This window comes from Paenibacillus dokdonensis, assembly GCF_004916975.1.
GTDB lineage: Bacteria > Bacillota > Bacilli > Paenibacillales > Paenibacillaceae > Paenibacillus_AQ > Paenibacillus_AQ dokdonensis.
Map to the genome: position 1 here is coordinate 34,757 of NZ_STGQ01000004.1, position 14,289 is coordinate 49,045.

Genomic DNA, 14,289 nt, shown 5'->3' on the forward strand with positions numbered 1-14,289 from the left:
CATATCTAATCAATATATTAGCGTCATAAATTAGGCTTTCTTGGCGATGACTAGCACTTTGCCGAGGTCAAGTTCCTTCTCATAAAACTGCGCTTCCGCTTCAGTAAAGCCAAGCGAAGTAATTTTGGCACGAAGTTCGTCGCCACGTGAACGGAACAAATTAGCCAGAGCATCAAACATGCCTTCTTCTTTAATGCCTATTTTATCTGCATTGGCTGTTTCAGCGATCCGTTCGGACCGATCACCGTCATGGGCCAAAACAAAGATATCATCGTAAACGTATCCGCTGCTGCGGAGCTGGTTCACTTCCTCGACGGCTTGGATACCATTTTCCACGACTTTCGCATACGATTTTGCATTGGTTGATGAATTCATGGTTTTCACTCTCCTCTTATATTTGTAAACTCGCTCATATTACTTTTAACCGGGTGAGTCAGCAGTGAAACGCATATCCTGTAACTTCCAGTCTATTCTGTCGTGCTGTCGAAAAAGTCTACTCCCTGCAGCGCCCCGGTATCGGGATTGCTATAAACTTTAATTGCGTGAAAGCCTCTGATAAAAACCTTGCCATCTTCAGCCATAAACTGCGGCTTTCCAAACGTATGCTCAATCTCACTTGCTTTCAGATCAATCCAGGCTCCATTCACCTGCATCTTCCCTGCAGCTGCCGCGATGTGAACGTAATCGACAGTATCGTCGCATATTCCTACTACAGCGTCTTGATAATGATACTCATAACAGCCGGTCAAACGGTCTTGTGCGACCTGAAGCGGTTTCCCCTTTTTGACGAGCACTTCCTTCTTCGTATCGCTAAGGGAGATCCCGTTCATCGTTTCAAATTTGTTCATCGAAACCTGGGACCGCAATGCTCGTCCCTCTGCGTAATGAACCACCGCCTGCCGGACCGTTGGCTCTGCTGCAAGTAGATTAGCAGTATCAGGCTGAACGGCGGACATGGAGGACAAGGGAGAAATCATACCTATCAGTAATGCGAGGATTTTCAACATCATTCTCACCCTTTCTACAGTCTTTCAATCAGCCCTTTACCTGCCCTGTTTAGTGGCGGACCTTCTGCCATACGGTGGCAGCAATATCCGCCCATTTCATCCAGCTTGAATCGGATTTCCCCTTGCCAGTGCTTCCATAAGTAGAGGCATACGATTGAATCGTGCGCTCTTCTGCTGTTGAAGAAGAAGGCAGGGCAGCATGCTGATTAGCACTCACTCTTGGATTTGGGCTTACCTGCTTGAATTTGTGAATCATCGTTGTCGATGCCTGCTTGGCGGCAAGGGTCACTTCGCTGAGGACCTCACCCAAATTTTTAACCGAGGTCATGATCGGATCAATTTGTTTCATCTTGTGTTGAACATCCACGGTAATATCACTGGCATGTCTCACAATTTGTTTGACCTCGTATCCAAGTTCATCAATAGTTTGCTGAACCTCCTGCAGCGTTTGCGTTGTTTTCTCCAGAGAATCTTTTGCAGCCAGAAGGGTCTTGATCAGATAAATGACCAGTACGGCAAAGGCAACAGCGATGATGGCAACACTTATTCCTACGAGCATTGCAAAACCTCTCTTTCTATATAGATTGAACCTGCTGTTTTCGTATTTAAGAATAGCAGCGTGTTCAGTCCATATGGCTTAATTTAATGTCCTGATATGCCATAGTTACCCTATCCTCCAAAGCACGAAACAAGGCTTATTTTACCGTTCGCTGAAGCTGTTTCATTTGATTTTCACAAGGTTAAGAAAACTACAGGATGGGGCGGACACATGAGCCGCCAGGTATGATCCTCATACTTTCAAACGCAAATGAGGACACTTATGAATACATCCAAATATTCAGAAAGCTAGGTGATTCAAGATGTTGAAATGGTCAATTATCTTTTTAGTAGTTGCTATTGTCGCAGGCATCTTCGGTTTCTTCAATATTGTTGCGGCGGCAGCCACCATCGCCAAAGTATTGTTCTTTATCTTCCTGGTACTCTTTATCATTTCCCTCTTTACCGGCCGCAGTCGAACGCTTTAACGAGGGGAACATATGACTTGCAGCACCCCTATAAAAAGAGATATTCAAAAGGTTAGAACTATAAAAAAGGGGCTGTCCCAAAAGCCATGAAATGGCTGCTTGGGACAGCCTTGTCTTTTACGTAGGATATACTTAGACTTTTTGGGTGGACGCTGCGCGAACGGACCATTGTTCCAATCGCTGTGCTCTCCGGATTTTTTTTCATTCCCCTTAGCGGTGAAAATCCGGAGATCAAGGCGAACGCTGCCGCTTTTCCACAATCCGTCCGTCCTCTCCGCTGTTTATGCGGGGAATGGATCTTCAATCTTTAAAAAAACACAAAAAAGAAACCTTTCTTTTGGTAAAATGGAAGTGTGACCAACCATTTCAAAGGAGAGGTTTCTTTGTACATTCAATATACCATGGACCAACTTTGTTTGCCAATGGATCTGGAAGAAGATATTCCAGAAAACCACCTCGTTCGTGTCGTGAATGCTGCCGTCAATCGATTGGACGACGCCATTTTTGACGCTGCCTATCCCGGCGGCGGCCGTGACAGTTACCATCCCAAAATGCTCACCAAAGTCATCATCTACGCCTACACACAGCGCATCTATTCCTCAAGACAAATCGCCAAAGCCATCCGGGAACACATCCCCTTTATGTGGCTAGCCGGACGGCAACGTCCGGATTTCCGCACGCTTAACCGCTTCCGTTCTGAGCGGATGAAAGACGTCCTCGAAACCGTGTTCTCCGCCGTACTTCAATTTCTTGCAGATGAAAAGTACATCTCCTTGGAACATTATTTCGTAGATGGTACCAAGATTGAGGCCAATGCCAATCGTTACACCTTCGTCTGGGGTAAAGCGGTCAGCAAACACAAGACCAAACTGCAAGAGAAGGTACATGCACTTTTCTCCACCATCGAAGCCGCAGAGCATCAGGAAGAGCGCGAGCATCACGGCAAAGACCTGACCGAACTCGGTGAGGCTTCCGAGTTAGATAGCAGCAAGCTCGAACAAGTCACGCAGCAACTGGAAGCTCAGCTGCTGAAACATCCCAAGGATAACCCCTTAAAGAAAGCCGTTCGGAAGCTTCGGAAGGACTTGCTTCCAAGACTTGTGAAGTACGAACATTACCAAAAGTTGCTTGGAAATCGAAACAGCTTCAGCAAAACCGATACGGACGCCACCTTCATGCGGATGAAAGAAGACCACATGCGAAATGGACAGTTAAAACCGGGATACAATGTGCAGATTGGCACGGAAAATCAGTTCATTTTAGCCTACAGTGTCCACCAAAGACCCACGGATACCCGTTGTTTAGAGCCTCATCTGGAAATAGCACGGCGGATCTTGGGGCAACATCCACAGACAATCATTGCAGATGCAGGCTATGGAAGTGAAGAGAACTATGCCTATCTGGAAAAGGAAGAGATCACAGCAGTCGTTAAATACGGCAGTTACCATAAAGAAAAGAGCAAAGCGTGGAAAGCAGATGTGAGTAAAATCGAGAATTGGACGTACAACGCAGCCGAGGATAACTGGACGTGCCCCGCCGCGCAAACACTGCATTTCCACAGAGAAAGCAAGGAAACACTAGAAAGTGGATATGAGATTCGCAGGCGTCATTACCGAAGTCAAAGCTGTGAAGGCTGCCCGCTGAAAGATCGGTGCACAAAAGCAGCAGGGAACCGGGAAGTAGCGGTAAGTCTGGAAAGGCTGCGATACCAAAGTCAGGCCCGGGACCTCCTCCGAAGTGAGGAAGGCTATGCCCTGGCCGTACGGCGAATGATTGAGCCGGAGAGTGTGTTTGGCCAACTGAAAAACAACCGGGGCTTCCGGCGGTTTCTGCTTCGCGGCATGAAGAAAGTGACGCTGGAGGTCGGATGGCTTTCGCTTGCCCATAATATGCTGAAGCAAGCCGGAGTAGAGCAAAAACGCAAAGGAGCGATTCTCCAATAACGGGAGAATTGCTCCTTTTTTTGGATCCCAAAATAAAACGGAGCTGTCTCTGTCGTGGGAAATCCACTTATGAGACAGCGCCTTTTTTATAGTTACTTTGCGGCATCCCTTACTTCAAAAGAAGAGATGGCAGGGAAAGCCAATCCAGCTTGAACGTCAGCTTGACGCCATCCTGCAGAAATTCCATATGATCTACCGTAAGCATGTCTGGCAAGTGATCCTTAAGCGGTACCGTTATGGTTCCAAGACCAAGCCGCTCAGCCGGAATATGAATAGATTTAATCCGTGTCGACTCATGATTCAGTTCCAGCACGCTTCCACTAGCTTCCATGTGGAATTTCAATTCTGCTCCAAATGGAATTAAACCGCCCCATTTGCCGTTGATATCAGCCGTTACCTCTTGACCTTCAAAATGAAACTCCGCACCGGTGACGGTAATTTGCTGCGGAATATCTCCCATATGCTTCAGCAGTTCTTTTTTTGCAAGCTCATTCAGCTCGCTGCCGCTCAATGTAATTTCCGGCTTGCGGGTTTTCAGCATTTGGACCGCCTTGGCCTTGATGTCTATACTCTGGTAATTCAGATCCAGCTTCTGATCCGGCGAAATATACCAAATCACAATTCCGCATCCAATCACGACCAGTATGAGCAATGTGATGACAATCCGAAGAAGTACTTTCATATTTCGCCTCCTGTTCACCTTCAGTGATCTCTTTCAACGCATATTCTTTTATTATACTGAAATCGGCTATGAATAACGAATAGCTCAAAAAATAGAGGCTTACAGCCCCTAAATAAAACAAAAACGGCCCCCTCATTACTATGAAGGAGACCGTTAGTTATAAGATTATCTAGATCATGCCGTTTTGTAATGCAACGTCAAGCCAGCGTCTCGCAATGACATCATGACCCGCTCCTGAAGGATGTACACCATCAAACAGCCAGTAAGAGGGCTCTGCTCTTTGCGCGGCTTCGTCAAACGCATCCTGCAGCGGTACGAAGACCGTCTGGAACTCCTCTGATAACTGGCGGACAATACCTTGGTATGTTCCGACCAACTTTTGCCACTCATCCCATTTTTCCTCGGTCGCTGATCCTTTGAGAACAAACGGCTCGCACAGAATCAGACGCGTATCCGGCAGGATTTCCTTCGTCTCCTCCAGCAGATGTCTGTAAGCTCTTTCAAAACGGTCCGTCACGCCGCTTGGTTCACCCGATACCGTTCTCCATGCATCATTTACGCCAATCAGAATACTGATCACATCCGGATTTAGGCTAAATGCATCCTCATTCCAGCGGGCGTATAAATCAGAAACCCGGTTTCCGCTAATGCCCCGGTTAATAAATAACGGATTCTTTTCTGCATTGTCATTCGCCAGTTTGGCCGAAATGAGATAAACATAGCTCTGTCCAATAAAGTGTTTTTGATGAAGTCCTCTGTCCCGGTTCGCATCCGTGATCGAATCCCCCTGGAACAAAATTACAGTATTTTCTTTTGCCAGCATCTGCATCACTCGACTTTCAAGGTAGGATTATGAAGAAATTTACTTTTCATTATACTCGATAAATCGGCGATTTTTGAGATTCTCAAAAAAGTTTTATAATCTTGGAAATTCGGGCATGTGGGATAATTATCCTATATTTTGCTGAGTGTATTGGTTCAATTTACCACACAGAGGTTATTTTTAGTGTAGAAACAACAGAACATATACCAAGGAGGAACACACGAATGAAAAAAATAGTTACTTTTGCAGCAGCTTTCGGATTAATGGCTTCCATGGGAACCGCAGTATTTGCCGACGCAGATACGACAACGGCAACAGGTGAAACGTCGACCACTGTTTCAGGAACTTCGACAACCGTGGCTGAAGCTACCAAGCTGGTTGATGAACCGCTTATCAAGCCGGCCGATATGAATACAATGGATACAATTCCGCTGATACTCACCGAGAATACGCCATTCTACTTCGAGCCAGGCGGTAAAATGGCAAACATGCTGGCGCCTCAAACCGTTTTCAGCACAGGAAACCGTGTAACTGATATCATCGGCAATGGCGAATGGGTTGAAATTTATACATGGCTTGGCAAGGCTTGGGTGCATGTAGTTCCAGCAATGTAAGTATTGTTAGCTAGGAAATAGAATGGACTAAAGACCAGGGTCCTTTCAGCTGATAACTTTAGTTCCTTCTATACATAACAGCAAGAATATACATCACACTAAATATAGCTATCCCACACTTTCTTGCAATTTAAAAAGGGATCGGAGTTCTTCTCCGGTCCCTTTTCGCATGCTATTTAATCACACTTCCGCCATATAAAAAGCGGAGCTTCCAGGAGCTGCTGAAATCAGTCACGACGACTCCCCCCGCTTTCTCTGAATACGTATGCAGCAATTTTCCATCACCGAGGTAAACAGCTGCATGGGAAATCCGTTCCTGATTGACATTAACCCCATCATAAGCGGAAGCCTTTGAGCCCTTATAATCCATAAAAAACACAAGATCCCCACGTTTGAGGTTATCGGCATTGTAGACAGCACTGCTGTTTTGCTTCACCCATGTTCCCTGCTGGCGGGAATCCGCAGGCAGTACAATGCCTGCGGATTCTTTGAAAATCTGGCGGGTGAATGCCGAGCAGTCGAAGGTATTCGTCTGGTTTCGGTCCGAACCGTATTCGTAAGGAGTTCCGAGGTATTTCATGCCCGTCTGAATGACTCGATCAATGGTAGCGCTGACATCGGAACTGGCCGGTGGCACTACTGGTGCAGGCGAACTGGAACCGTTATCCGGTTTGGTAGTCGATCCAGAACCAGAGCTGGAACCTGCTCCTGAACCCGAATTCACGATTATGTATTGATCGGCGGAGCTGGTATAACCAACTTGACCAGACAAGGTTTTTACTTTATAAAAATATAATGTGCTTTTCTCAAGTATCGTTACTTTTTCTCCACTTTTCAAATATCCCATTACCTGACTCGACATGGATGGCTTGTCCCTTAATCTGACACTGGCCTGAATAATGCCGGTTTGGGACTGGACACTCTTTTGTGTAATCGCTGAAGCAGCCTCAGCCTTAGAACCTGCAGGCAGTATGATGGCGGTGGAAACCGCAGCGGAAACAAGCAGGCATCCGAGCAAGCTTTTCTTGATGTTAATCATGTATTTCCTCCTTGTGATGACTGATAATGAGTGTTTATGTCCCCATTATAGTCAGAAGGAAGGATATGCCACATGCTCCTTTTCTCACAAAATAATTGTCCAAATTTTAGCACTATGCAGGTCTAAAGTCTCGAATTGTCCTGATATTATGCTTTAAAGGGATTTTAAGGAAAAATAGTAACAAGCAGCCGTTGTTCTTCTCAAACAAACGGGGTTGTCCCAGCAGCTAAATATATAGCTTTGGGACAACCCCTATTTTTTCAGAACATTGCTGTGCCGTCCCGGCTCAAATAGATCCAGATCCTTCGGCTCCACATGGACATGTACGTTCATAATGTTATGCATATCGGTGAGCCGTTCCTCGATTTCATCGCTGATCCGGTGTCCTTCGATAATGCTTAAATGAGGATCGACTTCAATGACGACATCCACCAGAACATGATTCCCGTGAACTCTTGCCTTTACGTCCTTGATGCCCTCTACCCCCGGTGTGCGACCAATCGCACTTCGGAGATCTTTCAGTTCAGCCTGGTCAAATCCATCCGTCAAACGATACGTCGAATCTCTGAAAATATCCCATGCCGTCTTACAAATCAGCAGGCCTACCACAAAGGCCGCAGCTACATCAAGCCAAGGGAGCCCAAACTGGGCGCCGACAATGCCGACCGCCGCTCCAATACTGACCAAGGCATCGGAAAAGTTGTCTTTGGCAGCAGCCATGAGTGCTTGATTGTTAATTTGTTTCGCCAATTTTTTATTGTAACGGTATACCCCGTACATACAGACCGCACAAACCACCGCTACCCCCGCTGCCCACAGATTAGGCTCAACTTCCCGGCCTGCAAATAAGGAGCGTACCGCATCGACAAGAACCTGAATGCCGACCATCGCCATAATGAATGAAGCAATGAGAGCTGCAACCGTCTCTGCCCGAAAATGCCCGTAGGCATGGTCAGAATCCGGCGGCTTCTGGGAAATTCGGAGCCCGATCAGGACGGCAATGGAAGCTACAATATCAGTCACATTGTTGAAACCATCGGCAAGCAGCGCACTTGATGCGAATACATAACCGCTCACAAGCTTGAAAGAGGAAAGAACCAGATAAGCGGCTATGCTGACCCAGGCTCCCCGCTCCCCTTTTCTTATATCATCATATATGTCCACAATCCCGAAGCCACCTTTTACATAAGGGTTCCTAAAAGCATCTACTTATCCTAGCAAACGTATACCGTGTGGGTCTAGAGAAACATAGTTGCCACAGGCTAAGAGGTTTTGTCCATCCCATCTCTTGTGGGGAACCGCAAAAAAAGATAGAATAAGGACACAACCTAAAGGGAGGGCTACCCATGTCCGAAAATAATAAAAAGGTCAACCTTGCTGATGCCATCCGTGCGAAGCTGGATCAAAAGAAACAGCAGTCCGGTTCGCAAAAGCCCGGCGGATTCCAAAGCAATTCTCCGCATGCAATGAAAAGCCAAAACAATAAAAAGCCGAATAATCAACGCCGCCGTACCGGAGGCTCATGATCTGAAAACCATGGTCCTTGGGCCACAAAAAAGCTGCTTTCCCTCATCGGGAAAGCAGCTTTTTCAATTAGCGTCACGGCTTACAGGCCGTTTGGATACATTTTTTCACGTAGGCCTTTGACCTCATCACTCTCAAGATACTCGTCATAGGTCATCGATTTATCAATGATGCCTGTCGGCGTAATCTCGATGATCCGGTTGGCAATCGTCTGAATGAACTGATGGTCATGCGATGTGAACAAAATCGTTCCATCAAAGTCGATCAATCCGTTATTCAGTGCCGTAATCGACTCCAGATCCAAATGGTTCGTCGGCTCGTCAAGCAGCAGCACGTTAGCGCCATTCAACATCATCTTGGCAAGCATACAGCGCACTTTCTCTCCCCCGGAGAGAACGCTGGCTTTCTTCAGGGCTTCTTCCCCGGAGAAGAGCATGCGACCCAGGAAACCGCGCAGGAAGGTTTCATCCTGATCTTTGGAATACTGACGCAGCCACTCGACCAGGTTCAGATCAACCCCATCGAAATATTCGGAGTTGTCTTTCGGGAAATATGCCTGAGTCGTCGTTACACCCCATGCGTATTCGCCAGCTTCCGCTTCAGTACGTCCCATCAATACTTCAAACAAGGTGGATTTCGGCAAACCATTAGGGCCAACCAAGGCGATCTTATCACCTTTGTTCACCACGAAGCTCAGCTCATCCAGTACCTTTTCACCCTCAAGCGATTTGCTCAGGCGGTCCACTGTCAGCAGCTGCTTACCAGCTTCACGCTCGGGTTTGAAGTGAAGAAACGGATATTTACGGTTCGAAGGACGAAGATCATCCAGGGTAATTTTATCGAGCTGCTTTTTACGCGAAGTAGCCTGCTTTGATTTGGAAGCATTGGCTGAGAAGCGCTGGATAAATGCCTGCAGTTCCTTGATCTTCTCTTCCTTCTTCTTGTTGGCATCCCGCTGAAGCTCAAGAGCCAGCTTACTGGACTCATACCAGAAGTCATAGTTGCCGACGTACATCTGGATTTTGCCGAAGTCGATATCCGCAATATGCGTACATACCTTGTTCAGGAAGTGACGGTCATGGGATACAACAATAACGGTGCCTTCATAATCCATCAAGAAGTTTTCCAGCCATTGAATCGATTCAAGATCCAAGTGGTTGGTAGGTTCGTCAAGCAGCAGGTTGTTCGGACGGCCGAACAGGGCTTGTGCCAGGAGCACGCGGACTTTCTCGTTGCCGCTCAGCTCTACCATTTTCTTATCATGCAGTTCACGCGAGATGCCCAGACCAATCAGGAGTGCAGCAGCGTCCGGCTCTGCATCCCATCCGTTCAGCTCGGCAAATTCACCTTCAAGCTCGCCGGCACGAAGTCCATCAGCTTCCGTAAAGTCCGCTTTGGCATACAAAGCATCCTTTTCCTTCATGATGTCATACAGACGACTGTGGCCCATAATAACCGTTTCCAGAACCGGATATTCATCATATTCAAAATGGTTCTGCTTCAGCACCGCCATCCGTTCGCCCGGTGTCATGTGAACTTCGCCCATATTGGCTTCGATTTCACCGGAGAGAATCTTCAGAAATGTCGATTTACCGGCGCCATTGGCACCGATCAGACCGTAGCAGTTGCCCGGTGTAAACTTTATATTTACATCTTCAAAAAGTGCGCGCTTTCCGTAACGGAGCGTCACGCCGCTTGTACTGATCATTAAGCATTACCATCCCTTTCACATTAGGCTTCAGCACATTATAGCATAAATAAACGTCCTATCGAAGCCCATTCCAAGAAGGAAGGACTTCGGTAGGACGTAAAAAGTAATTCCCACACATCCAGCTAGCGGCGCTCGGGGTGAATCCTCAGCGTCTCCCCATAATGCATCACCTTGATTCGTTCCTTGTCCAGCCCAATCCGTTTCCGCTCCGCCTCCATCCGATCCAGCGCTTCCTGCGCGGTATCATCTGCCAGACGAAATGTGCCATAGTGCATCGGAATCATGGTTTCCGCCTTCACATCCAGAAAGGCCTGCAGCGCTTCTTCAGGGTTCACATGCTGCGATGTCATGAACCATTCCGGTTCATATGCCCCGATGGGCATCAATGCGACATGAATGCGATAGCGGTTCCCGATATCCTTAAAACCGTTAAAATACCCGCTGTCACCCGCAAAATAAAGATTCGGCGGCAGCAGAGGCGCCGGTTCTTGTTCTCCTTCGGAGACAGGCTGAACGGTATGATTCGGTTCAAGAATATACCCGCCCCAGTGCGAGGTGTTCGTATCGAACGGCGTCCGCCGCGTCCAGTGCTGCGTGGGCACGAAGGATATTTTCACATCCCGGATGACCATATGATCCCACCACTTGAGCTCGTGACAGTTATGGAAACCCTTGCGGATCATTTTTTTCCGCAGCCCAACCGGGACGATGAGAGTTGTCTCCGCGCGGTACAGCTGACGAATCGATGCCATATGCATATGATCATAATGGGAATGCGAAATCAGAATAACGTCAATGGGCGGTACATCGCTGATTCCGATTCCCGGCTCTCCCAGTCTGCGTTCAAATCCCATCCGTTTAGCCCAAACCGGGTCCGTCAGTATGTTTAACCCTTCATATTGAATAAAAAACGTCGAATGTCCGATCCATGTAATGGACGTATCCAGCCGGTTCGCATGCAGATAATCGAGCTCGGGAGGCATGTTAGGTACCTGATAGGAATAATCCTTTTTCTTCTGTTTACGTTCCTGGCGCCACTGCTTAAACTGTTTCAGCGTGTGATCCGTACTGACATTGTCCATATTGTCATAACGAATTTTGGGCAAGAGCTCCCCCTCCTTCTCATACAATCCATTAGTTCCATTTTACCCTGAATGAAACCCGGTGTACCAGCTGGAGAATGAACACCGCCTCTCAAGCAATACACCACCCGCTAGTCATCTCTGGGATCTTTGTATTTTACAATGTAGATGGCGAGAAACAGGATCGATACTACCACAATCCCCATCGGCGCAACAAATATTGAGAAATCCTCCATAATCCATTATCCTTTCTTGGCAGAGCTTCCGCGGACGTATTTGGCATCAAACAGAAAGAGCCGCAGGATCAAAATCAGTGAAGGGACAAGCACGATCAGCCCCAGGACAAAGGCGGTAATCAGCGCGATCGCCATCGTATCATTCGTGAAATTCTCGTAAATGTTGATCTGCTTGTACAGAACATAAGGCAGATGGGAGCTGCCGTAGCCGAACCAGGCAAACGCAAACTGCAGCATAACCAGGATAAAGGACCAACCAAGATGCTTTTTGCTCCATATCAGATACACAGCAATCAGGAAGCAGAGGAACGATGCCACAAACATCCACGCATGATTCAACATGCCTTGAAAATGCTCCGGATTTTGCCGGTTGATCTCAAAAAAGGCCAGCAGCGAGGCTGCAATCGTCGGGCCGCTCCAGGCGAGGGCGTATCTGCGTAAAATTTCAAAGGCTTCCTCATCCCCGCTTTTCTTCGCATAAAAGCTGAGAAACATTGCGGATATGTACAGCACGCTGACAAGCGCCAACAGAATAACGGACCAGGTATACGGATTCGCAAAAAAATCAGTCCAACTGATCACCACCTTACCTCCCCGGACCGAAATAATACCACCTTCCGAAATCGCCAGGATCGTCGACAAAGCCGCCGGAATCAGAATACCCGTTGCTCCATATAGAGCCATATAAACTTTGTTGTTCTCCTTGCTGCTGCCATAGGTATTAAAGGCATAATACACCCCGCGGACAGCCACCAGAACAATCACAAGACTTCCGGGAACAAGGAGAGCCGTACCATAGTAATAAGCCACATCCGGAAAAAATCCGATCAGTCCGATATAAAAGAATACCAGAAAGACGTTCGTGACCTCCCATACCGGTGATAGATAGCGCTGAATGATGTTATGCACCTTGTTCTCATGCCCGAGTACGACGCTGTAGAAGCTGAAAAATCCCGAGCCGAAGTCAATTGAAGCCACGATAATATACCCGAACAAAAAAATCCACAATACGGTTATGCCCACGATTTCGTAGCTCATTTAAGGTTCTCCTCCTTCCATTCCGAGCGCTCTCATCTCTTCCATCGCGTCTTTATTGCGGAAAAGCTTGCTCAGCACCTTAACACAGGAAAAGCATAATACCAGATACAAAATAATGAACAGCACCAGCATCCAGCCCACATAATCTGCCGTTGTCGCTGCCTCCGCCACCTTCATATAGCCACGCATAATCCAAGGCTGGCGCCCGATCTCCGCGTACATCCAGCCCACCTCAATCGCCGTAAAGGACAGCGGCCCAAGCGCCATGATTCCGATTAAGAGCCATTTCGGATAAGCTTTCTTGCCGGGCAGCCATTTACGGAGCATATATAGGAGCGGAATCACCACCAGCAGCCCGCCAAGCGTAACCATCGTGTCAAAATAATAATGGATCGAAAGCGGTGGCCGCTCATCCTCGGGAAATTCATTCAGACCGATCACTTCCGTGTTCGGTGCGTTTCCGGCGAGAATACTGAGCGCATAAGGGATTTTCAGGCCATACCGCACCTCATTGTTCTCGTCCAGCACTCCGCCATACACCAGTGTCGCATAAGGCTGGGTTTCAAAATGCCACTCTCCTGCGGCCAGCTTCTCCGGCTGGTACTTGGCCAGATATTTACCTGAAAAGTCACCGATCACTGCGGTTGCCACGGCAAATACAAAAGTGGAGACCACCGTCAGCTTCAGCGCTTTTTTGAAATATACATGCTTTTGTCCGCGCAAAATGCTGTAGGCCGCAAGGCCTCCCAGCACGCCCGCACATAGTGTGTAGGATGATACGAGCACATGGGACACCTTGGTCGGTGCCGCTGTGTTCAGCATGGCCGCGATGGGGTTAATATTCGTCAGGATGCCCTCCGACAGCGTAAAGCCCTGTGGTGCATTCATAAAGGAATTCACGGTCGTGATAAACATCGCGGATGCCGAAGAGCCAAGAGCTACCGGGATCAAAAGCAGCAGATGTGTGAGCTTGTTTTTGAACCGGTCCCAGGTATATAGATAAATGCCAAGAAAAATGGCTTCAATAAAAAAGGCAAAGGTCTCCAAAAATAAAGGCAGCGCGATAGCTTGTCCCGCAACACGCATAAAGGTTGGCCACAGCAAGCTGAGCTGAAGTCCGATCGAGGTGCCTGTCACGACGCCTACCGCTACCGTGATGACGAACCCCCGGGCCCAGCGGCGCGCCAGCAGTGTATAATGCGGATCATTGGTGCGAATGCCTCTCCACTCCGCCAGCGCAATCATGACCGGAATGCCAACGCCCAGCGATGCAAAAATAATATGTACAAACAGCGTAAGACCGGTCAAAATCCGGCTCAGCAGCACGGGGTCAAGCGAGGACATGTGTTCATCAGCTCCTTCAGCATTTTTCGGGCACTTTTATCCAAAATAGTCCATGTAACGGCTAAAGCCTTTGATTGCGCCGTACAGGCAGACCGCGGCAACGATGAGACAGATCATAATCAGGATCCGCTCCTGCTTTTTGAACATCAAGGGAACCTCCCGGCCTCCAGCATTTTTTTGCAGCAGTGGCATACTTTAATCAGTTTGGCTAAAAAAAACCT

16 protein-coding genes are annotated in these 14,289 nt (G+C 47.8%); 4 read left to right on the forward strand and 12 right to left on the reverse strand.

The genetic code is table 11. The features are described from left to right. Window positions 1-30: 30 nt before the first annotated feature. The 3 genes from E6W40_RS28415 to E6W40_RS28425 form a co-directional block, all read right to left on the reverse strand. Window positions 31-375, reverse strand: coding sequence for a YflT domain-containing protein (locus E6W40_RS28415; RefSeq protein WP_136608989.1), 345 nt, complete (start codon window positions 373-375; stop codon window positions 31-33). Between the two features lie 92 nt (window positions 376-467). Next, on the reverse strand, window positions 468-1,010 hold the full coding sequence (locus tag E6W40_RS28420) for a hypothetical protein (protein ID WP_136608990.1): 543 nt from the start codon (window positions 1,008-1,010) through the stop codon (window positions 468-470). A gap of 46 nt (window positions 1,011-1,056) precedes the next feature. After that, the gene (locus E6W40_RS28425; protein WP_136608991.1) at window positions 1,057-1,566 is read right to left on the reverse strand and encodes a DUF948 domain-containing protein; all 510 of its coding nucleotides are present in this window, start codon (window positions 1,564-1,566) and stop codon (window positions 1,057-1,059) included. A 301-nt stretch (window positions 1,567-1,867) separates the two neighbouring features. Between E6W40_RS28425 and E6W40_RS28430 the strand changes: the two genes are divergently transcribed. Both E6W40_RS28430 and E6W40_RS28435 read left to right on the forward strand, forming a co-directional pair. Further along, window positions 1,868-2,032: a DUF1328 domain-containing protein gene (locus E6W40_RS28430; protein ID WP_136608992.1), complete on the forward strand. Its 165-nt coding sequence runs from the start codon at window positions 1,868-1,870 to the stop codon at window positions 2,030-2,032. Between the two features lie 383 nt (window positions 2,033-2,415). After that, window positions 2,416-3,975: an IS1182 family transposase gene (locus E6W40_RS28435; protein ID WP_136604998.1), complete on the forward strand. Its 1,560-nt coding sequence runs from the start codon at window positions 2,416-2,418 to the stop codon at window positions 3,973-3,975. 109 nt (window positions 3,976-4,084) lie between these two features. On the opposite strand, the gene E6W40_RS28440 is transcribed toward E6W40_RS28435, so the two are convergent. Beyond that, window positions 4,085-4,657 (reverse strand): hypothetical protein, encoded by a 573-nt coding sequence (locus E6W40_RS28440; protein ID WP_136608993.1) that lies wholly within the window; start codon window positions 4,655-4,657, stop codon window positions 4,085-4,087. 169 nt (window positions 4,658-4,826) lie between these two features. After that, window positions 4,827-5,480 carry an SGNH/GDSL hydrolase family protein gene (locus E6W40_RS28445; protein ID WP_136609067.1) on the reverse strand — a complete coding sequence of 218 codons (654 nt, stop codon included), beginning with the start codon at window positions 5,478-5,480 and terminating at the stop codon, window positions 4,827-4,829. A 224-nt stretch (window positions 5,481-5,704) separates the two neighbouring features. Here E6W40_RS28445 and E6W40_RS28450 point away from each other — a divergent pair, with 224 nt between their 5' ends. Further along, window positions 5,705-6,094: a hypothetical protein gene (locus tag E6W40_RS28450; protein WP_136608994.1), complete on the forward strand. Its 390-nt coding sequence runs from the start codon at window positions 5,705-5,707 to the stop codon at window positions 6,092-6,094. Window positions 6,095-6,266: 172 nt separating this feature from the next. Here the strand turns inward: E6W40_RS28450 and E6W40_RS28455 are convergent, their stop codons facing one another. Further along, window positions 6,267-7,133, reverse strand: a complete 867-nt coding sequence (locus tag E6W40_RS28455) for a C40 family peptidase (RefSeq protein WP_246073241.1) — start codon at window positions 7,131-7,133, stop codon at window positions 6,267-6,269. A gap of 252 nt (window positions 7,134-7,385) precedes the next feature. Beyond that, window positions 7,386-8,300, reverse strand: coding sequence for a cation diffusion facilitator family transporter (locus tag E6W40_RS28460; RefSeq protein ID WP_136608995.1), 915 nt, complete (start codon window positions 8,298-8,300; stop codon window positions 7,386-7,388). Window positions 8,301-8,479: 179 nt separating this feature from the next. On the opposite strand from E6W40_RS28460, the gene E6W40_RS28465 reads away from it, so the two are divergent. Continuing rightward, complete coding sequence (locus tag E6W40_RS28465) at window positions 8,480-8,659, forward strand: hypothetical protein (protein WP_136608996.1); 180 nt, start codon at window positions 8,480-8,482, stop codon at window positions 8,657-8,659. A gap of 80 nt (window positions 8,660-8,739) precedes the next feature. Here E6W40_RS28465 and E6W40_RS28470 read toward each other — a convergent pair whose 3' ends face one another. From E6W40_RS28470 to E6W40_RS28485, 5 genes are all read right to left on the reverse strand, one after another. Further along, a complete protein-coding gene (locus E6W40_RS28470) occupies window positions 8,740-10,365 on the reverse strand; it encodes an ABC-F family ATP-binding cassette domain-containing protein (protein ID WP_136608997.1) in 1,626 nt (541 codons plus the stop codon). 125 nt (window positions 10,366-10,490) lie between these two features. Next, window positions 10,491-11,474 carry an MBL fold metallo-hydrolase gene (locus tag E6W40_RS28475; protein WP_136608998.1) on the reverse strand — a complete coding sequence of 328 codons (984 nt, stop codon included), beginning with the start codon at window positions 11,472-11,474 and terminating at the stop codon, window positions 10,491-10,493. Between the two features lie 107 nt (window positions 11,475-11,581). After that, window positions 11,582-11,686 (reverse strand): cytochrome bd oxidase small subunit CydS, encoded by a 105-nt coding sequence (locus tag E6W40_RS30590; protein ID WP_411832642.1) that lies wholly within the window; start codon window positions 11,684-11,686, stop codon window positions 11,582-11,584. Between the two features lie 6 nt (window positions 11,687-11,692). Further along, window positions 11,693-12,724: a cytochrome d ubiquinol oxidase subunit II gene (locus E6W40_RS28480; RefSeq protein WP_136608999.1), complete on the reverse strand. Its 1,032-nt coding sequence runs from the start codon at window positions 12,722-12,724 to the stop codon at window positions 11,693-11,695. Next, the gene (locus E6W40_RS28485; RefSeq protein WP_136609000.1) at window positions 12,725-14,068 is read right to left on the reverse strand and encodes a cytochrome ubiquinol oxidase subunit I; all 1,344 of its coding nucleotides are present in this window, start codon (window positions 14,066-14,068) and stop codon (window positions 12,725-12,727) included. Between the last annotated feature and the right edge of the window lie 221 nt (window positions 14,069-14,289).